Origin of the sequence: Microcystis sp. LE19-131.1A, assembly GCF_027532015.1 — a bacterium.
Lineage (GTDB): Bacteria > Cyanobacteriota > Cyanobacteriia > Cyanobacteriales > Microcystaceae > Microcystis > Microcystis ichthyoblabe_A.
In genome coordinates, this window is sequence record NZ_JAPZSS010000289.1 from 1 (window position 1) to 19,240 (window position 19,240).

The 19,240-nt window shown below is 41.9% G+C and carries 17 protein-coding genes and 1 pseudogene; 9 read left to right on the top strand and 9 right to left on the bottom strand.

Translation table 11 applies throughout. The features are described 5' to 3' along the window. Positions 1-225 (bottom strand): helix-turn-helix domain-containing protein (locus O9323_RS20310; RefSeq protein ID WP_287729616.1); only part of this gene is annotated, 225 nt, incomplete at its 3' end. A gap of 254 nt (positions 226-479) precedes the next feature. Between O9323_RS20310 and clpS the strand changes: the two genes are divergently transcribed. From clpS to O9323_RS20325, 3 genes are all read left to right on the top strand, one after another. Further along, the gene (gene clpS, locus O9323_RS20315) at positions 480-767 is read left to right on the top strand and encodes an ATP-dependent Clp protease adapter ClpS (protein ID WP_002738526.1); all 288 of its coding nucleotides are present in this window, start codon (positions 480-482) and stop codon (positions 765-767) included. Beyond that, entirely contained in the window at positions 760-1,590 is an 831-nt protein-coding gene (locus tag O9323_RS20320) for a CPBP family intramembrane glutamic endopeptidase (protein WP_288125659.1), read from the top strand. The genes clpS and O9323_RS20320 overlap by 8 nt, the downstream gene beginning before the upstream one ends. Before the next feature lie 120 nt (positions 1,591-1,710). Next, positions 1,711-1,887 carry a hypothetical protein gene (locus tag O9323_RS20325; protein ID WP_288125660.1) on the top strand — a complete coding sequence of 59 codons (177 nt, stop codon included), beginning with the start codon at positions 1,711-1,713 and terminating at the stop codon, positions 1,885-1,887. An 11-nt stretch (positions 1,888-1,898) separates the two neighbouring features. Here the strand turns inward: O9323_RS20325 and O9323_RS20330 are convergent, their stop codons facing one another. Both O9323_RS20330 and O9323_RS20335 read right to left on the bottom strand, forming a co-directional pair. After that, on the bottom strand, positions 1,899-3,956 hold the full coding sequence (locus tag O9323_RS20330; protein WP_288125661.1) for an AAA-like domain-containing protein: 2,058 nt from the start codon (positions 3,954-3,956) through the stop codon (positions 1,899-1,901). Between the two features lie 176 nt (positions 3,957-4,132). Next, complete coding sequence (locus O9323_RS20335) at positions 4,133-5,389, bottom strand: AAA-like domain-containing protein (protein WP_288125662.1); 1,257 nt, start codon at positions 5,387-5,389, stop codon at positions 4,133-4,135. Between the two features lie 144 nt (positions 5,390-5,533). On the opposite strand from O9323_RS20335, the gene O9323_RS20340 reads away from it, so the two are divergent. From O9323_RS20340 to O9323_RS20355, 4 genes are all read left to right on the top strand, one after another. After that, complete coding sequence (locus O9323_RS20340; RefSeq protein WP_041804305.1) at positions 5,534-5,830, top strand: hypothetical protein; 297 nt, start codon at positions 5,534-5,536, stop codon at positions 5,828-5,830. Next, positions 5,817-6,698 carry a hypothetical protein gene (locus O9323_RS20345; RefSeq protein WP_288125663.1) on the top strand — a complete coding sequence of 294 codons (882 nt, stop codon included), beginning with the start codon at positions 5,817-5,819 and terminating at the stop codon, positions 6,696-6,698. Before O9323_RS20340 ends, O9323_RS20345 begins: the two co-directional genes overlap by 14 nt. Before the next feature lie 326 nt (positions 6,699-7,024). Then, on the top strand, positions 7,025-7,612 hold the full coding sequence (locus O9323_RS20350) for a hypothetical protein (protein WP_002739207.1): 588 nt from the start codon (positions 7,025-7,027) through the stop codon (positions 7,610-7,612). Positions 7,613-8,071: 459 nt separating this feature from the next. Next, positions 8,072-9,868: a protein kinase domain-containing protein gene (locus O9323_RS20355; protein ID WP_002756043.1), complete on the top strand. Its 1,797-nt coding sequence runs from the start codon at positions 8,072-8,074 to the stop codon at positions 9,866-9,868. Positions 9,869-10,009: 141 nt separating this feature from the next. Here O9323_RS20355 and rsgA read toward each other — a convergent pair whose 3' ends face one another. The 4 genes from rsgA to dnaK all read right to left on the bottom strand — a co-directional run bounded on the left by rsgA (position 10,010) and on the right by dnaK (position 14,708). Next, complete coding sequence (gene rsgA / locus O9323_RS20360) at positions 10,010-11,086, bottom strand: small ribosomal subunit biogenesis GTPase RsgA (protein WP_002756044.1); 1,077 nt, start codon at positions 11,084-11,086, stop codon at positions 10,010-10,012. Then, complete coding sequence (locus O9323_RS20365; RefSeq protein ID WP_002738399.1) at positions 11,087-11,308, bottom strand: sulfurtransferase TusA family protein; 222 nt, start codon at positions 11,306-11,308, stop codon at positions 11,087-11,089. It lies immediately after the preceding gene. Between the two features lie 2 nt (positions 11,309-11,310). Then, on the bottom strand, positions 11,311-12,435 hold the full coding sequence (gene dnaJ / locus O9323_RS20370; RefSeq protein ID WP_002792864.1) for a molecular chaperone DnaJ: 1,125 nt from the start codon (positions 12,433-12,435) through the stop codon (positions 11,311-11,313). Positions 12,436-12,665: 230 nt separating this feature from the next. Beyond that, the gene (dnaK, locus tag O9323_RS20375) at positions 12,666-14,708 is read right to left on the bottom strand and encodes a molecular chaperone DnaK (RefSeq protein WP_288125664.1); all 2,043 of its coding nucleotides are present in this window, start codon (positions 14,706-14,708) and stop codon (positions 12,666-12,668) included. Positions 14,709-15,121: 413 nt separating this feature from the next. Here dnaK and ahr point away from each other — a divergent pair, with 413 nt between their 5' ends. Together ahr and O9323_RS20385 are read left to right on the top strand one after the other, a co-directional pair. Next, positions 15,122-16,126 carry an NADPH-dependent aldehyde reductase Ahr gene (gene ahr, locus O9323_RS20380; protein ID WP_288125665.1) on the top strand — a complete coding sequence of 335 codons (1,005 nt, stop codon included), beginning with the start codon at positions 15,122-15,124 and terminating at the stop codon, positions 16,124-16,126. Between the two features lie 28 nt (positions 16,127-16,154). Beyond that, the gene (locus O9323_RS20385) at positions 16,155-16,973 is read left to right on the top strand and encodes a Uma2 family endonuclease (RefSeq protein WP_002778315.1); all 819 of its coding nucleotides are present in this window, start codon (positions 16,155-16,157) and stop codon (positions 16,971-16,973) included. A gap of 158 nt (positions 16,974-17,131) precedes the next feature. Here the strand turns inward: O9323_RS20385 and gifA are convergent, their stop codons facing one another. Continuing rightward, on the bottom strand, positions 17,132-17,299 hold the full coding sequence (gene gifA, locus O9323_RS20390; RefSeq protein ID WP_002739262.1) for a glutamine synthetase inactivation factor IF7A: 168 nt from the start codon (positions 17,297-17,299) through the stop codon (positions 17,132-17,134). Positions 17,300-17,680: 381 nt separating this feature from the next. Further along, positions 17,681-19,105: pseudogene (locus tag O9323_RS20395) on the bottom strand (SUMF1/EgtB/PvdO family nonheme iron enzyme); the annotation flags it as partial. Between the last annotated feature and the right edge of the window lie 135 nt (positions 19,106-19,240).

The window sequence follows — 19,240 nt, forward strand, 5'->3', positions numbered from 1 at the left end:
TACACAGCTAACTTCGTTTAAAAAGTCTAATTCTTCTTGTTTTTTCCAATCGGTCAACATTGAAGAAGTTTGAGCGTAGCCTACTCTTTCTTGTCTTTCATACCAAGCTTGTGTTCTGAGATGGAGAGCTTTATTGTAAACCAATCTTACACAGCCCAAAGTGCGCCGCAACAGCGACTCTTGTTCGGGTGTTGGGTAAAATCGGTAAGAATAGGCTTTTTCCATGTCTCACATTTTAGCATATATTTCGTAAATATGCTAATATTTAACAGTAAAGCCGTCGTAGAACGACGGGGTTTCAGACCCAAATTTTCGATGATCTATCCATCTAGAAATGTCATTCCTTTGGCTGCCCCCCACTCCCCAACACCCAACCCCCTCACGGATCACAGAAAAAGCCTAGCTCAATCTGGAAATTTTGATTATGATCATTAAGTAATTGACTTGTATTCGTGATATAGATTCAAAGGAGAGAAACGGTGTCCACAGAAGTCATCGAAAAGCGTTCCACAGCGACAATCCGTAAACCAGCACCGCGTTATCGCGTTTTACTCCACAATGACGACTTTAACTCGATGGAGTATGTGGTTCAGAGTTTAATGCAAACGATCGCCGGTATGACGCAACCCCAAGCAGTTGATATCATGATGGAAGCGCACACGAATGGTACAGCCTTGGTGATTACCTGCATCCAAGAACACGCGGAATTTTACTGTGAAACCTTGAAAAATAAAGGTTTAACCAGCAGCATCGAACCCGATGAATAAAAGATTGCGGGTAATTGCCACTTACCCAGTCCCCCTGCGACTGGGAATTTTTATTTTGCTCCTACTTTTTCTCTGGTTGCCGATCGCACTTCCCCTCTATCACTTTTTTGCCACTAATGCTAATCTTGTCTCAATTTTGACCCTTTCTGTTCTCTATCTGGAATTTTTGGGGTTATCCCATTGGTGGGGACGGACAATTTATGGTGATGAGGGATTAGCCGATTATGGGTTGATTTGGCGAAGAAAAACGCTGATCAAGTTAATTAACGGGTTAGCGATCGGTCTATTTTTCACTTTCTCGCTTTTTCTGTCCCAAGGGTTCCTAGGTTGGTTAAATTTCTTACCCGCAAATCCCCAAATCGGCAAAATCATCTTGGAGGGGTTTTTAGTCGCTTTAGCGGTGGGTTTTGCCGAAGAATTGCTATTTCGGGGCTGGTTACTGCGAGAATTAGAAAAGGATTATCGTCCCGCTATCGCTCTAGTGATTAGTGCCTTAATTTTCGCTCTTACCCACTTTATTAAACCTTTAGCCGAAATTATCCGCACTTTTCCCCAATTTCCTGCCTTAGTCTTGCTAGGATTAATTCTCGGTTGGGCAAAACGCGCCTGTGGTGGTAATTTGGGTAAAAGTATCGGTCTGCACGCGGGTTTAATCTGGGCATACTATATATTAAATGTGGGTCAGTTAATTAAATACACTGGTACTGTTCCCGATTGGTTAACTGGAATCGATAAAAATCCTTTAGCGGGAGTGATGGGTTTACTTTTCCTGACAATTCTCGCTATCTGGACAAGAAAAAAAGCAGTTTTGAGTGAACGATAGGGGATTAAATCAATTACTATAAAGGGGAAATTGCCCATGAGAGTTATAGCCGATTTTAATTTTTGATGGGTTATTTTTAGTTTAATTCTCTGGCTAATGATTGGCAATCTCCTCTATTATATGCAAGTAATTGTTTTACGTCAAAAGAACCCACAGGTTAATTCCTCTTCTTTTATCAGTAGTCAATCCTTCAATGTTTCTGACCTATTCTTTTTATTTTGGTCACGGGGAAGGGAAGGAATCCGAGTATCATTATCCGAGGAATTAACGGGTAGCGATGGGGTATTTAGTGATTGAAAAATTAATGTTTATTCAATAAGTTTTTGGCAATCTAGATTATCTTGCAAAGCTCGATCAATATCCGATTTCCAAGCTCTGTCATTATACCAACGTTTTGCCCAAAATTGAGCTTCTTTAAAGTTATCAGAAGATGGGGGGATTTTGCACAAAATTTCAAAAGCACCTTCTCTACCCGGCACATCAGCGACAAAATTATCGACAGCTAGTCCTATTGCTTGCTGAATTAACCTTAATTCATTTAATTGAGTCCCACACTTGTAATAAAACTGATCACCTTGTTGCTGTTGCAAGTCTTGGAGTTGTTGAATATTCTTTTCTAAGCTAATATTAAAATCTCGTTTAGTACAAATTTCTGGAATACTAGGTGAGGGTTCCTTATCGGGAGTTCTTTGTGGTAGCAATGATAATAAGGACAAAATAATAACCGTACCAAGTACTAATAGTACCGACGAAAAGGTAGAATCCTCCTCCTTAACTAATTTTTCTAATTCTTGTTTAACCCATTGAACATTAAATACCTCTTGATAAATTCGATTGGTCACTTCTAGATAATCATCATTTTTAATCACTAATTCTGCTTGCTGAAGTGCCAATTTTTCTGGTTTGTTATCAGCAAAGACTCTCCCCTGCAAAATTTCTTGATAGATTTCTAATGTTGACCTAACATTTTTATCAGGAGTTAAGAGACTGTTTTGTATTTTCTGGAGATGGTCTGCCGCTTTATTTTGTAACCAATTTTCTACAATATTTTTCTGAATCAATTGTTCAATTTTTGGTTTTTCTTGTCCTTCTCGTAACTCGTTTTTATTGTCGATTAGCAAAAGGATAACTATTATCGTTAACTCCAAGTTACCACCTGTCCAAGCTGGAATTTCCTCAATTAAAGCTGCTCTTTGATTCTCATCAAATTCAGTCCTTAATAGTATTTCAGCTAGTTGATCTACTCTTTCGTAGTATGCAGGGATTTTATTTAATTCCGTTGTCACCCAAGTTTCATTAAAAACATTTCTATAAATCTTATTATAAACTTTTAACTTTTGTCGGTCTTGAACTACCAATCCCGTTAAGCGTAATTCTATTTGATCGGGACTACCATCATCGGTAATTTCACCATTTCTTAAAATTTCTTGGTAAAGCTTCAGCATTCTTCTACCCGTGACACGCTTATTTAATAAACGATTCCGAATAGTGTTTAGGTGTTCTGGACTATCTTGAGATACCCAGTTACTAATTACTTGCGACTGGATAAAATCGCCGATATAAATCGGGTTTACTGGGGATTCCTTGCCAAATCCAGTGTGAGATGTGGAGATTAAATGACAAATTTTTTGAGTTAAAAATGGTTGTCCACCTGTCCATTCTATAACCTCCTCTAAAACCCGTTGCGGTGCGATAACTTTGTCCTGCAATCCCTCGGCAAGTTTTCTGGCATCCTTTATAGTAAATCCAGATAATCGAATATCTTGACCAATATTAAAAGGACTACGATTATTATCTCGAATAAAGTTAGAAACTGCCGCTACCCCCAACATACAAAAGCTTAGACGTTGGTAATCCCTATTATAAGGACGTTTTTCATGACAGCTACGCAGCCAAGCAAAGAAATCATCTGTGGAAAATTTTAAACTCAGAACGCTATCAATTTCATCGAAACAGATAACAATAGGTTGGGATACCTCCTTTAAGAGAATTTCCTCAACAAATTGATCAAGACGATTAATAGCTGATTTGTAGGCTCGTTCATCCCACCAAGTTTGCTCTTTTTCCCGAATAGAAAGATCAAATCGTTTAACCAGTTGCTCAAATAATACTCGATACCAAATATCTTCGGAGATGTTTTTTCCTATACCACTCAAATCAATGGTAGCACAATCAATATTATCCTCTTTCAGTCGTTTTTGTGTCTGTACCCACAAACTTGATTTTCCCATCTGACGGGAATTTAACACATAGCAATACTGTCCATTTTTTAGATAGTTATAAAATATATCATCTGCTTCCCGCTTGATATAACTAGGTGCATTTAGGGGGACGCTGCCTCCAACATAATAAAAATTGGTCGCCATAGGATTAAAATTAGCAATTTGTCTGATTGGTTAAGTTCGATGAATAATTTAATCAAAGGTTATCTGTCCCTAAGCTAGTCCGCATTTAAAGTTCTGGGTTCGATGGGGGAACGGGGAACAGGTGAAAACGAATATTAGATTTAGATGTACAACAGTTTAACTCAATATATTGGATTTTAGGAGGATAGGCGATACCTAAAATAGTCGCTGTATAGTGGATAACGGGGTTGAACAGCATTCTGCACAAAGGTTACTAATCCTAAACTATGAAGCTGCCAATTAATTGTTGCACCTAAATCAACGGGAGAAGACGACTCTACAACCTTTTTCATTCCTGCTGCTAGGTTTGGATGTTCTTGTAAGTTTAGCAAATGTCCTCGCAAATGATCCCCATAAATCCCCGCTTCCGTGGCTGCTGTCTCTAAAAAATCTGCTAAAGACAGTTGTTTTTGGGTAATCCCATAAATCGCTTTTTGGATTAAATAGGGATGTCCCCCGACAAGATTAATTATTTTTTGCAGTTCATCTTTTCCCAAGTTAGCCTGATATTTATTAGCTAGAGTCAAGACCTGTTCTAGAGTAAAATCAGGTAACAGTATTTCTGTTCCTACATTCACAGGAGATTTATTCAGGTCAGCAGGAACATAATTTTCTGTGGAGTAGGTGATAATTAAGTGTAACTTTTGCCAAGTATTATTATTTTTTGCCTCCTCGTGCCAAAGACGAAATAAACTAAGGAAATCGTCAGCAACGCTGGTATAGGTAAAGAGACTATCTATCTCCTCTAAAACTAAAATTAGGGGTTTATCCAGCTTTTTGAGCAAATGGTCTTCAAAATAGGCAGTACAGCTATAAAGTCCTAATCCTTCTAGCCATTTTTCCTGAAAGAGAGCAGCTAACCCTAATTTCTTGGAAATAATCAAGGCAAACCAAGAGAGCAATCGGTCTAAATCGCCGAGAATTCCTTTGCCTGCTTGTAAAAAACTCAAACTGACGGTTTTATACTGTCTTTTGTCAACTTGACTCAAAATTCTATCGACTAATAGGGTTTTACCCATCCCCTTGGCTGATTTAATCCGCAATAATGAACCTGCTTGACTCACCGTCTCCAGACAAAGCTGTTCCACTGGAGGACGTTCAACATACTTGGAAAAATCCGCAGCCCGGTTTTCTCCCTCATCCTCAGACGTGGCAGCCGGTGTTTCCTCCAACTTATCCCAGTCAGCGATTTCTCGATAATCAAGGCCTAATTTTTGACAAATTTCAAAAAAATTGAGATTACTAATCGATTTACCGTTAAGAAAACGGCTAATAGTCGATCTTGCGAATCCTAACTCCTCAGCAAGCAGCTCTTGACTTGCGTAACCATTGAGTTTAACTGCTTGTTTGACTCTAGGGATATATTCTGATTTTACTTTAAGCGATCGCCCCATAAACTTCCATCAATCGACGCAATCTCTATTTTATCGCAAAAAACTCAGACATATCTCAGTCATTCTCAGTCATGAACTCAGAGAGTCATGACTGAGGATCAAGATGTACTGGTCGAAGTGTATTTATAAACTACACAAAACAGAATGCTTGACATATTTCCTTCTAAGTCCAAAGACAAGGGTGATTCTGGGACTTCAGCTAAGTCTGACAATTATTTAACCTCCGCGGAGAAGTCTCTTTTATCTGATTTACTCAAAGTTAGGGCTGCCACTGCCTTGAGCTTTGAAATTGAAACAGATAGAATTGGAGAAGCTGACTTACAAGATAAATTAGAAAAACTAGCGGACAAAGGCTATATCAAAGTCAATGAAGAAGAAAGCTACAAAATCTTTACTCCCACTTGGAAAACTCGTTGGCTGAGGGTAAATGGTATTTTGTAGTCAGGTTCTAACGGAATTAGATAAGTTTCCTTTTTTCAGTTCATTCACCCATTACCTATTTTTGGTAGATTCTCAGACAACTGCTGCCACCGATCTTTTCAGCGAAATACGGAAACTTCTGGGAGAAGATCGGTGGCCTTTTGTCGTGACTGCGATAATTATTGGAGTAGCAGTTGAAACTGGAAGTAGCTATTTCTCAGCTTTTAGGATTCGTCATTTATTTCCCGATTTAAAAAAGGATTTTTTAAATACTTTTGTTAGGTTATTAATTCTCAAAGTTCTTATATCAATACTCTTATACCTTTTTATTCAATTTATATTTTCTCTATTAAGCTCGATCGAGGATAATGTATATGTTGGTTTAATCATTGCTCTGGTCTTTGGTTTTATTATTAGTTCCTTAAACCCTAATTTAGAACAAATCGACCAAGTAATGGGTGGATTTAGCCTATCGACAATTAATCCTGTCTCCAGTCTGATCAAAAAGCTATTAGAGTTGTACAAAGAATTTCAAATATCTATTATTAAGCCTTTAGACAAGAAACTGCTCAAGAAGAGAACCAGCCTATATAATTCTATCAAGCTTATATTTGATGATTTTGAAATAGTTACTATTCAGGAATACATCCAAGAATTAATCGGTAGATTTACACTGAAAGAAACGCAAGAGAAATATCAAGGAAGATTAAACGCTATCATCGGGGGAAATTTTAGTGACGAGGATAAGAGAGAAAGATTAATATGGTTATTATTTGATATTATGGGCTTTACCTATAAAGATATCAATGAAATTAGAAATAACCCAACACAATCAGAAATTTTAATAAGACTGGGAGAAATAGAACAGGGGAATAGTACGATAAATTAAACGTCGGCCAGTTAATTAAATACAATTGTACTGTTTATGATCGATTAACTGGAATCGATAAAAATCCTTGAGGGGGAGTGATGGGTTGACTTTTCCTGACAATTCTCACCATCTGGACCAGAAAAAAAGTAACCGATGTAAAACCGAGCAGTTAGACTGTCTTCTCTCCCTGACAGGTGTTTTGAGGGGTTTTTTCGCCCATAAGTATTAAGGGGTATGCTGCCGATATGTCCGATGAATGACAATTTTCCAGCGATCGAGCCTTTCCACTACGGAAATTCGAGTTTATTATAAAAAGAAATCCTCTCTCAGGTAAGAGCGGTAGTATGGCTTACTCGACACAGCAGTTAATTGAAATCCTCGATCGAGAAATGCACGCCACTTGCAAAGGGGAACGTCTGTTACTCTCTCCGGCGGAGCGCATTGATAATCCGGTGATTGCCAAGGCGATCAATCTAGAAAAGGTGGGCAAAGTCTTCGCCTATCAGGATTTTCGCCGTCAAGTTCACGATTATCAACAAAAATATCAGGTTTCGGGCATTATCTGGCGTGTTTGTCAATGGGGCGATCGCACTCTTCGTTATCCCGAAATTCATAATCAATTAGTTCCCGTCGCGGGTGACAAGGAAATTCTCATGGCTGCCAAAGCTTCCGTTTTAGAGTTTTGGAACAGTATCACCCCTAATATGAATTTTTGGTGGGCGCTTAACTCCCGTCCTCCCATTTCTGCCGATTCTCTAGCTGAATTAGTCGCCCAGTCCGAATGGGCGGAGTTAGATGTGGCGCGTACAGAATTATATCTCGGCCTCTGTTGGGGTAATCCTTTAGAACACCAGTATCAATGGGCGCAACCCTTTTCCGGTTGTCATCGCATTATCGCAGCCGTCGATGAACCTAGTTCGATTAAGGTATAAAGGACTTCCAAAAACTAAACCATTCATTCATTCTATTGTAGCCATTGATATCAAAACAGGTGTTTTTGAATTAACAAAAGATATCCTCACAGCTTTCGATCAACTTTTAACCCGATTTTTACAAGAGTTCTTATCTAGTCTTAAATTAGCAAAAGTTGCCAAAAATTAGGGAAAAAGTTCATTGATAAACTGCGCTATCTTCTAGCTTATGTGTGTCAAGAAATCAGCTTTTTACACTAGATAGATAAAGTCATAAAATGTTAACAAATGTTGTCGAAATGGGATGTTTCTACCGCTAAATGTTAAATTTTATTACAGGATGCAACATTTGTGGTCTAGATGGATTTAGATTATCAAAATAAATGGCCAATTAAATACCCTCTTTATCTGATTTGCCCTACCATCACCTCAGTTATTAGTTATCGGTGAAGATTGTTAAGTAAACGGTAATGTTTCCCCATGACGGATTTAATTCTACAAAATCGTTACAAAGTCCTGCGATTAATTGCCGATGGTGGTTTCGGAGAGACTTTTTTGGCAGAAGATAGCCAAATGCCTTCAAAACGTCTCTGTCTGATTAAACAGCTAAAACCGATTAATGATAATCCCCAGGTTCACAATCTTGTCAAAGAAAGATTTGAGCGAGAAGCGGCTATCCTAGAAAAATTGAGCGAAAATAGTCCTCAAATTCCCAAACTGTACGCTTATTTTGAGGAAAATAATCAATTTTATTTAGTGGAGGAATTTATCGAGGGGGAAACTCTCAGCCAAAGAATACAGAGTAAAGGAGTTTTTAGCGATGATCAAGTCAAAGAGATTTTAGTTAGTATTCTACAGGTTTTAATTTATGTTCACGGACAAAAAATTATCCATCGAGATATAAAACCCGATAATATCATTCTACGGATTTATGATAATTTACCGATCCTAATTGATTTTGGTGCGGTTAAAGAAACTATGGGAACGGTGGTTTCTAATTCGGGCCATTCTCTTAATTCTATTGTTATCGGTACTCCGGGTTTTATGCCATCAGAACAGGCGATCGGTCGTCCGGTTTATAGTAGTGATCTCTACGCTTTAGGATTGACGGCTATTTATCTACTAACCGGCAAAACTCCTGAAATGTTAGAGAGCGATCCGATGACAGGAAAAATTTATTGGCGGCAGTTCGCTTTAAATACTAATATCAGTTTAGCAGCCGTGCTAGATAAAACTATTTCACTGCGCTCTAACGAACGTTATTTAACCGCAAAAGAGATGTTAGAAGCGCTACAAAATACCCCATCAATTGTAGCAACAAATATCGTTGTTCCTGCTCCTACTCCCGCTCCTACTCAAGTAATTTCTCCTGTAACTTCAAAACCTGTTTCTAATCCCCGCACTTTACCTGAATGGGTGAAAGCGATAATTATAGGGAGTATGATCGGTACTGGCATTTTAGGTGGTTTTGTCTTAAGTCATTATCTCTCAAATTCTTCTGGAGATAAATCAATTTCTCCGTCACCTTCCCCAGAGAATCAAGACTCAGATATTACCATTAATAATGAGTTTCCTAAACCTGTCTGTGGAGATGAGAATATCACCGATACTTACTATAAAGTTGTAGTAACTGATGAGGATAGTTTAGAGAGAGTGAAAAATAACTTTTGTCGCGATGCTGTTGTTAATGATGGGAATATTCAGGTGGCAACTTTTAGGGACTTAAATCGCGCTCAAGAGCTACAAAGGCAACTAATTAAATACTTTAATCAAGTTAAAATCACCCAAGGTGTCATCGATACCTCACCGGATCCTGAACCTGTCTATTCACCCGTTCCTCAACGGACAGTTAACTCTATTTCTCGTTCAGAAGCGGTGGATTTAATCGAGCGCTGGTTAAAGGCAAAAAGAGATATTTATGGTCCCTCCTATCAAACCTATTTAGGAGAAGAATTACTTACAGGTAAAGCTTATAATGACAAAATAAAGCGCTCTGATGGTCAAGAAAGTTCTTCCGAATGGTTAGCTAATAATGGTGCTTATTATATCTATGGAGTTCAGAGAATAGATTCAGTTAATAATTTTACAACCTCTGGCGATCAAGCTACAGTGGATGTGGTGGTTACTGAAGAAAGAACCCTCTATAACAGTCAGGGTAAAATTGATCAAAAAAATAGTGCTTTTACTACCTCATTGGTTCGCTATAATCTTGAAAATGACGAGGGAACATGGAAAATAGCTAACCATAGAACTCTTAAAAATTTAGTTCGTAGATAAGTTGAATTAATCACAAAGTAGAAACAAAAAAATGAAAAATAGTTCAGATAAAAACCCATATATACAATCATTGCTGTTAAATTTTCATCTTTAGACAGTATTTATAAATTAACCCTGAAGATAAAAGTATCCTAACCGATTCTATTCAGAATCATCATTATAAATATCTCGGAGAGTTTTATTTTCGTAGCGTTCCTGATCTTGATTTTTGCCGCGACGGGAAGGACGACGATATTTTTTATTAGCTAATTTGGGTTCGTAGGTTTCTTGACCTGCTTCTTTAATTTTTAACTTTAAACTTGACTCTTTTGTGCTAGTTTTCTGTAATGACTGTTCTCGTGCGATCGCTTCTTCTAAAAACTCTAAATAATGTTGGTAACGTTCCCAATCTCCCCTAACCACACAGTTAGGTTCCCGACGGTGAGTACAATCATTAAATTGACAATTTCCCAAAGCTAAACGCTCTCTCACTTCCGGAAAATAAAAAGTTAATTGTTCCGGTGAACAGTTAATATCCGGTTGGTTAAAACCCGGACTATCGGCCAATAAACCCCGATTTGGTAAAGCAAATAACTCCACATGACGGGTAGTGTGACGACCTTTTTGCAGTTTTCCCGACACATCCCCCACCCGTTGATTAATCTCAGGAATTAGGCAATTAATTAAACTCGATTTTCCCACCCCGGACGGACCGGCCAAGAGAGTGATTTTATGGTTTAATTGTGCCAATAAAGCCTCAAATCCCCGATTTTTCTCCACACTGACAAAAAAAGGCCGGTATCCCCAACCAGCTAGGCGATCGCTCCAAATCTCTATTTGTTCCGGTTCCCCCAGATCAATTTTATTGACACAGACGGCAATTTCTAAGCCTGTGGACTCCGCTTTCACCAAAAAACGACTGATCAGCCAAGGATCGAGAACGGGTTCAGCAAGGGCAAAAACTAGCAAAATCTGCTCGATATTGGCAACGGCCGGCCGATCGATCTCGGTACTGCGGGGGAGAACTTCTGCGATCGCACCCTGCCGATCATCAAAATTGGCCTCCTCCACGCGCACCCGATCACCAACCATCACCGATTGACCAATTTTTTGCAAGCGAGCGCGACGGGTACAGAGAAGATTCTCGCCCATAACGGCAGAATCCAAGCGTACCTGATAGAAATTCGCCTGTACAGCCACCACTGTGCCGTATAAATCGGTTAATTGTGCATCTACCATTTAGGAATCGGGGCGATAGACTTTGAGCACAAAAAAGCTATCTCGGTCCTCGATCGATTCTATCTGATAACCCTCCACTGTCAGGCTAGTGGGAACCTGTTCGATCGGTTCCCCGGCATCTAACCAGACTTCCAACCGTTCCCCGGCGGTCATTTTCTCTAATTGTAATTTTGTCCGGACAAAATTAATTGGGCAGGGAGTGCCGCGCAGGTCTAAAGTCATAGTTATTTATGGAAGATATTGCCTAAAAATCCCTCAATGCCGCCTTTCCCCACGGTTTCCCCGCGAACTTTTGCCAATTTTTCCAGTAAATCCCGTTCTTCTCCAGTGACACGGGTAGGAATCGAGATTTTAACGGTAATACGATGATCACCGCGACTGACGGGATTACCTAATTTGGGAACCCCTTTACTTTCTAAAATCAGTACGGTGTTCGGTTGAGTACCGGCTGGGATAATCAGGTCTTCTTGGCCATCTACCGTATTAACTTTAATAGTACATCCTAAAATCGCTTGGATATAACTAATCGAGATATTCGATTTAATATCATTGCCTTCCCGTTGAAATTCTGCATCTGTTTCCACGGTTAGATAAACGAATAAATCCCCCGGCGGCCCGCCTTTCAGTCCTGCGTCTCCTTCCCGGGCAACGCGCAACTTCATGCCGTTGTCAACCCCTGCGGGGATGGTAATTTTCAGTTTTTTGGTTTCCTGTTTACGTCCGGAGCCGCCGCAAACGTCGCATTTTTCCTCGATCACCTCTCCAGCACCGTCACAGGTGGGACAGACCGAAACCTGAGCAAAAGTACCGAAGGGAGTACGGGTGGCACGACGCACCTGACCAGTACCATTGCAAGTAGTACAAGTACGAGAACCAGTCCCCGGTCTGGCCCCACTGCCTTTACAGGTTTGACAGGTTTCCAGATGACGGATGCGGATTTCCTTTTCGCCGCCAAAGACCGCCTCGCGGAATTTTAGTTTAAAATCGAGACGTAGATCCTCGCCCCGGGTAGGGCCTGTGCGTCGGCGAGCCGTTGTTTGGCCGCCCATACCCCCAAAACCACTAAAGATTGTCTCAAATATATCGGCGAAACCGCCCATATTGTCGGGATCAAAACCGGCAGCGCCCCCAGAAACCCCGGCCTCACCAAAGCGGTCATAACGATTGCGGGTTTCTGGTTCCGAGAGAATTTCGTAGGCGCGGTTAATTTCTTTGAAGTGTTCTTCGGCTCCCGGTTCTTTGTTAACATCGGGGTGGTATTTTCGGGCGAGACGACGATAGGCGCGTTTGATGTCTTCTTTGCCGGCATCTCGCGAGACACCTAGAATTTCGTAGTAATCAGTGGGCATAGGGGGCTATGGTTCTGCTGGCAATTTATAAATAAAGTTTAAGTCTAGTTGTTACTTTAACAAACTATACATAGTAGTTTAGTTGGGTTATCCCTACTATTTTTGCTGGGGGTGAGGGGTTGGGAAGTGGGAAGTGGGAAGTGGGAAGTGGGAAGTGGGGTGTGGGGTGTGGGGTGTGGGGAGAAGGGGAGAAAAAAGCTGATTACTGATTACTGATTACTGATCACTTTTTAATCTACGGCCTCGTAGTCACTGGTGCTCATTTCTTCCCCATCGTCGGGATCATCATCACTGCCCGATTCGGTGGAGTTAGTTTCCAGATTACTATAGGTTCTGGTTCTAGTGCGGGAGAGGGTTGGCCTATTGGTGAAGGTATTCGAGGAAGTAGCCCGGGTGGGTCGAGTCAGTTTTTCGGTGACATCGATCGATTCAAACCCAGCACCGTTAAGGGGTTGGTTTTGCTCTTGTCTCCCCGTGTAGATGCGGGTACCGATTTCGAGGACAAGCTGACGAAATTCTGCCAAGGTGGTTTTTAGCTTTTCTGGGGATAGGGAGGGGTCGCGCAGAGCGATTTCCAACTGTTGCCGCTTCTGGTCGGCCAGTTGCCGGATATCGGGGGCGACTAACTGACTGTTTTCCCTGAGGGTGACTTCGTAGCTATAGAAAAGACTATCGCACTGCTGGCGAATATCGATCATTTGCAGACGACGGCGATCGGATTCGGCGTATTTTTCGGCTTCTAGGCGCATTTTTTCAATTTCGTTCGGTTTCAGCCCTCCAGTATGGCTAATTAAAATGCTTTGTTCTTTGCCGGTGCCTTGGTCGCTGGCGGCCACTTTCAAGATGCCGTTAACATCGATCTCAAAGGCCACCTCGATTTGTGGCACCCCCCTAGGAGCGGGAGGAATTCCTGTCAGGAGAAATTTACCCAGGGTTTTATTATCCCGGGCCATGGTTCTTTCCCCTTGCAGAACATGAATTTCCACGGAAGTTTGACCATCGGCAGCGGTGGAGAAAACCTGAGATTTACTGGTGGGGATAGTAGTATTGCGATCGATAATTTTGGTAAAGACTTCGCCAAGGGTTTCAATGCCGAGGGAAAGGGGGGTGACATCAAGTAGGAGGATATCTTCTACTTCTCCACCTAAAACTCCGGCTTGAATCGCTGCCCCCAAAGCAACGGCCTCATCGGGGTTAACAGAGCGATCGATCTGGCCAGTAGAAAAGAAACGAGAGATTAATTCTTGGACGGCGGGGATTCTGGTGGAACCACCAACGAGAACAACACGATCGATATCGTTAGGCTGCAGTTCGCTATCTTTGAGGGACTGTTGTACGGGTTCGAGGGTTTTTTCGACTAATTCCCTGGTTAATTCCTCGAATTTAGCGCGAGTTAGTTCCAATTCTAGGTGTTTAGGGCTAGTTTCGTCGGCGGCGATGAAGGGGAGATTGATCGAGGTGCTAATCAGGCTAGAAAGCTCGATTTTGGCTTTTTCTGCGGCTTCTCGCAGTCTTTGGATCGCCATGCGATCGCTGGACAGATCGATGTTTTCTTGGCTTTGAAAGTTTTCCACCAACCACCGCACTAAGAGATTATCAAAATCGTCCCCCCCAAGATGGTTATTGCCGGCTGTGGCTTTCACTTCAAAGACCCCCTTCCCCAGTCGCAGGATGGAAACGTCGAAGGTTCCTCCCCCTAGGTCAAAAACGAGGATATGTTGATCTTCGTTTTGTTTATCTAAACCGTAAGCTAGGGCGGCGGCGGTGGGTTCGTTAATAATTCTTAATACTTCTAGTCCTGCAATCATCCCCGCGTCTTTAGTGGCTTGACGTTGGGCATCGGTAAAATAGGCGGGAACTGTAATCACGGCCTCGTTAATCGCTTCTCCCAGATAGGCCTCGGCATCGGCCTTTAATTTTTGCAGGATCATGGCCGAAATTTCTTGGGGGGTAAATTCCCGATCGCGAATTTTGATATTGACGGTATCATCGCGACCGCGTTGGCAATGATAGGCAACTCGTCCCCTTTCGGTCTCGGTATCTTGCCAACGCCTACCGATAAAGCGTTTGATGCTATAGACGGTATTTTCGGCATTAGTGACCGCCTGACGTTTGGCCAGTTGTCCCACTAGGCGCTGGCCCTTGCCGAATCCCACGATACTAGGAGTTGTCCTTCCCCCTTCCGAGTTAGGAACTATAATCGGCTGACCTCCCTCGAGTACGGCAATGCAACTGTTGGTTGTCCCTAAGTCGATGCCGATGACTTTTCCCATGACGCTCTAATAATAATGATAGTTAATAGGATACAATCGCTGACAAAAATTATCCCCAAATTAGAAGCGGGCTTTTTACCTCGTCTAATCTTGCCCCGGTTGAAAGCTGGTAGTTTTCCTGCGAGGCTAACAAAACTCGTCGGTAAAGTCCGCAAGCCTGACCAGATTGGTGTAGTGGACTATATATCAAGAGTAACCCAAAACCAGTAATTTTGCTGATGCTTCCGCTTCCTATTCTTTGTAGTATCAAAAAATCACGCTTTTGACTATTTGGCGATCGCTGACCAGATCAAATCCGTTCCCTTCTCCCTACTTCCCACTCTTCTATGCCTTTCAAACAGGATTGAGGACAAGCCATACTCAGATAAATTTGGGATAAGATAACCAATAAACTGATCCTAGAGGACTTAATCATGATTAGAGCCTATGCTGCCCGAGAAAAAGGGGGAAAACTAGAGCCTTTTGACTACGATCCGGGTATATTAGGGGATGAAGATGTAGAAATCGCGGTGGAATATTGCGGCATCTGCCACAGTGACCTAAGTATGCTCGATAACGATTGGGGACTGACCACCTATCCCTTTGTCCCCGGTCATGAGGTGGTCGGTACGATCGCCGCTCTTGGTGCTAAAGTCAAAGAGTTAAAATTAGGGCAAAGAGTCGGTCTGGGTTGGTTTTCCCGTTCCTGTTCCACCTGTGAAACTTGTATGTCGGGGGATCAAAACCTTTGTGCCACTGCCGAAGGAACTATCGTCGGTCGCCATGGTGGTTTTGCCGAAAGAGTCCGGGCCCATCATAGTTGGTTAGTTCCCTTGCCGAACCAGTTAGATGCTGCCAAAGCTGGCCCGCTTTTCTGTGGTGGCATTACCGTCTTTAATCCCATTGTCCAATTTAATATTAAACCCACGGCCCGAGTTGGTGTCATTGGTATTGGTGGATTGGGCCATATAGCCTTAAAATGCCTCAAAGCTTGGGGCTGCGAAGTAACCGCTTTTTCCAGTAGTCCCGACAAAGAAACGGAAGCAAAAGAACTAGGAGCGACTCATTTTATCAATTCCAGAGACCCAGAGGCTTTGCAATCGGTACAAAATTACTTTGATTTCATCATCTCCACCGTTAACGTTAATCTCGATTGGGGTCTTTATATCGCCTGTTTACGTCCCAAAGGTCGTCTGCATATTGTTGGCGCTGTTCTTGAACCCATGGCTACCTACGCTTTTCCCTTGATTATGGGTCAAAAATCGATTTCCGGCAGTCCTTTGGGTAGTCCCAGTACCGTCAGTAAAATGATTGAATTTGCCTCTCGCCATGGCATTGAACCAGTCACAGAAACCTATCCTATCTCCCGGGTGAATGAAGCCATGGAAAAATTGCGAACCGGACAACCTAAATATCGCCTCGTCTTACAAATAAAATAAAACCATCTCTATCCCGGACGTAACCCCGATGACTCAACCTCTCACTCCTCCAGTTATCGATTGGGAAGAACCTCCCATTCCCCCGGAAGACTTGATTTTTGATGATGGAGAACCTTTGGAAACCTACCGTCACCGCAAGGCCATGAATGTGTTAATCGATTCTATCGAACAAGCCTATCAGGATCGAGAGGACTTTTTTGTTGGCGGTAATATGTTTATTTACTTTAGCCGTGAGCGGGTTTTTAATAAAGATTTTCGCGGCCCCGATTTTTTCGTTGTCCTCGATATCGATGGTAGTTATAAACGACAAGGATGGGTGGTTTGGAACGAAAACGGACGTTATCCCGATGTGATCGTGGAATTAATGTCAGAAAGCACCGCAAAAATCGATTTAACTACCAAAAAAGACCTCTATGAGCGGACTTTTCGCTGTTCCCAATACTTTGTTTATAATCCCTTTGATGCCACTTCCCTGCAAGGTTGGGCTTTAGACCAAAATCAATGCTATCAAAAAATTATTCCCGACCATCGCGGTTGGTTATGGTGTCAACGTTTGGGATTATGGTTAGGAGTCTGGATGGGCAGCATCCAACGAGAAGAAGCTCCTTGGCTGCGTTTTTATGACCTAGATGGCAATTTAATCCTCCTACCTGCGGAATTAGCCGAAATCGAACGTCAGAATGCTGAAATCGAACGTCAACGGGCCAGGGCTGCCTCTCAACAGGCCGAAATCGAACGTCAACGGGCCAGGGCTGCCTCTCAACAGGCCGAAAGCGAACGTCAACGCGCGGAACGTTTAGCGGCACAATTACGGCAATTAGGCATAAATCCCGATGAAATCCCGTAATCGGCCCAAGACTGACCCCTATCTCTAAAAACCGAAAGCCCACACCTTCCGATCTCGGTTTGTGTGGGCTGATTGTTCACTTAATTCTAAGATTGAAAGCGTACACTTTGGCGAAATCTCAGAGCCTAACTCAGAGTAGCACCAGAGCGATCATAAGTTTAGGAAGAGAAGTCGGCCGAGAAGCGACGTTGAACGGTTTCCCCGTGGCCATTGTCATTGTCAATACCGATTTCAGAAGCACTTCTGCCTAACATCGATTGTTGACGATTTTTGACGGCGTGGTGGTGACGCATCATTAAGGCACGAGCTTGTTGTTCTGTGGACATAATCATTTCCTCCGAGCTGCAAATAGTGTTTAGAACTTTTTTAATCACCCACTAATATATATAACATACAATTCTGTATCTATTTTTACAAAACGCCCTATTCCCAGAAAAATTCACAAAACTTTACAATAGGAGACGGGGGACGGGAGGACTCCAAAGAACCTAGGTGACGAATATCCATAGCTCCTTGGGGCTGTTGAATGATTTGATCAGGTAAATCGAGGACTTCCACCAATATTATCCTAAATCCCTTGAGTAACCCACAGAAAACGGGTTTCTCCGAGAAACCCGTTTTCTACTCATGCCACCTCAATTTTCTCAAAAAAAATCGCCCCGCCTAGCGGCGGGAGACAAAGGGCAAAAAGGCAAAAGAGCAAAGGGTTAAAGTCCTGGGGAGACACACGCAACCCGAAAACCGTAATTGATGCTGCGGAAGTCGGGGAAGTTCCTGACGCGGCTGGCAGAACGACAGAAAATAGGGATGAAGCTCCAAGAACCGCCGCGCAGACATTTTCGAGACTGAGAACGATTATCATTATCAATCCACGCCGTGCCATCATCCGGCGCTCCAGCATAGCTATCATGCCAATCGTCTTCGCACCACTCCCAAACATTGCCACTCATGTCATATAGTCCCCAACCATTGGGCTTTTTCTGTCCTACGGGATGAGTTGTGCGATTAGAATTTCCCTCATACCAAGCGTAATCTCCTAACTGATTATCATTATCACCAAAATAATAGCGAGTAGTTGTCCCGGCACGACAAGCATATTCCCATTCCGCTTCTGTGGGTAGGCGATAGGTTTTCCCGGTTATTTGACTCAATTTCTGACAAAAAGCTTGAGCATCGTTCCAACTAACCTGTTCTACTGGATTTTGGGGATTATTTTTAAAGTGAGAGGGATTGGTTCCCATTACTGCTTGATATTGTGCTTGAGTAATGGGATATTTGCCAATGGCAAAACTGCTGACTTTAACTTGGTGTGGAGGCTTTTCATTATCGCTTTCAGAAGAACCCATGAGAAATTTACCTGCTGGTAAGCTTACCATCTCTAGTCTTATCCCATTGGCTAGTTTTTCGGTAAATGGAGTAGGTGAAGCAATTGGGGGTATTGGTGACACAGGCATCCTGACTGCTGCTTGTGCTTGTTGAACAGGTTGTAAAGCATTTAAAACCTGTTGTGCCGTCCATCTTTGTTTTCTATCTTTTTGCAAACACCCTTCAATAATTGGTTTAAACTCTTTCGGTAAACTAGGGATTTGTAGCTCACAATTCATCACCTTTGCCATTAATTGGTTAATATCATTATTAAACTTATAGGGAAGTTGCTTAGTCGTCATTTCGATTAACATAATACCCAATGACCACAGATCCCAAGCCGATGAAATATCACCTTTAAAGGCTTCGGGAGGCATATAAATAATTGTACCGCTATTATGTACTGTTTGAGTGTGGCTTTTGTTATTTAAAGTTCTAATTAAGCCAAAATCTGCTAACTTATATTGTTGATTAACCTTGAGGATATTACCCGGTTTTAAATCTCGATGGACTTTATTTTGTCGATGAAGATAATTTAAACCTTGGGCGACTTGAGCAGTAATATTTTTAATCTCATCCGCTGACAAACTGCCTTTGGCGATGTGATTTTCTAGGCTACCCTGTGCCAATTCCATCACTAAATAAAGCATCTCCGTATTGAGAAAAGTAAATTCCCCCACCGAATAAGCCTTAATTAAATTAGAATGTTCTAACTTTCTGGCATTTGTTAACTCAATTAATTTATCATCGCTACTTTCGGGAATAAGTAGTCATGCAAAATTAATTACCCAAATAAAAAATTAAGAAGTATAATACATAAAAAAACGAAGCAGCAGGAAAATACAATGAGATTGATTAGAGACCTAAACCCCGAGAGCCAGAAAATGCTAGAGAGAATTTAT

What these genes read in the sequence shown, in the direction of transcription:
- O9323_RS20320 (WP_288125659.1), top strand. Translation starts at nt 760, where the DNA reads ATGAATAAAAGATTGCGGGTAATTGCCACTTACCCAGTCCCCCTGCGA.
- O9323_RS20325 (WP_288125660.1), top strand. Translation starts at nt 1,711, where the DNA reads ATGCAAGTAATTGTTTTACGTCAAAAGAACCCACAGGTTAATTCCTCT.
- O9323_RS20330 (WP_288125661.1), bottom strand. Translation starts at nt 3,956, where the DNA reads ATGGCGACCAATTTTTATTATGTTGGAGGCAGCGTCCCCCTAAATGCA.
- O9323_RS20335 (WP_288125662.1), bottom strand. Translation starts at nt 5,389, where the DNA reads ATGGGGCGATCGCTTAAAGTAAAATCAGAATATATCCCTAGAGTCAAA.
- O9323_RS20340 (WP_041804305.1), top strand. Translation starts at nt 5,534, where the DNA reads ATGCTTGACATATTTCCTTCTAAGTCCAAAGACAAGGGTGATTCTGGG.
- O9323_RS20345 (WP_288125663.1), top strand. Translation starts at nt 5,817, where the DNA reads ATGGTATTTTGTAGTCAGGTTCTAACGGAATTAGATAAGTTTCCTTTT.
- O9323_RS20350 (WP_002739207.1), top strand. Translation starts at nt 7,025, where the DNA reads ATGGCTTACTCGACACAGCAGTTAATTGAAATCCTCGATCGAGAAATG.
- O9323_RS20355 (WP_002756043.1), top strand. Translation starts at nt 8,072, where the DNA reads ATGACGGATTTAATTCTACAAAATCGTTACAAAGTCCTGCGATTAATT.
- rsgA (WP_002756044.1), bottom strand. Translation starts at nt 11,086, where the DNA reads ATGGTAGATGCACAATTAACCGATTTATACGGCACAGTGGTGGCTGTA.
- O9323_RS20365 (WP_002738399.1), bottom strand. Translation starts at nt 11,308, where the DNA reads ATGACTTTAGACCTGCGCGGCACTCCCTGCCCAATTAATTTTGTCCGG.
- dnaJ (WP_002792864.1), bottom strand. Translation starts at nt 12,435, where the DNA reads ATGCCCACTGATTACTACGAAATTCTAGGTGTCTCGCGAGATGCCGGC.
- dnaK (WP_288125664.1), bottom strand. Translation starts at nt 14,708, where the DNA reads ATGGGAAAAGTCATCGGCATCGACTTAGGGACAACCAACAGTTGCATT.
- ahr (WP_288125665.1), top strand. Translation starts at nt 15,122, where the DNA reads ATGATTAGAGCCTATGCTGCCCGAGAAAAAGGGGGAAAACTAGAGCCT.
- O9323_RS20385 (WP_002778315.1), top strand. Translation starts at nt 16,155, where the DNA reads ATGACTCAACCTCTCACTCCTCCAGTTATCGATTGGGAAGAACCTCCC.
- gifA (WP_002739262.1), bottom strand. Translation starts at nt 17,299, where the DNA reads ATGTCCACAGAACAACAAGCTCGTGCCTTAATGATGCGTCACCACCAC.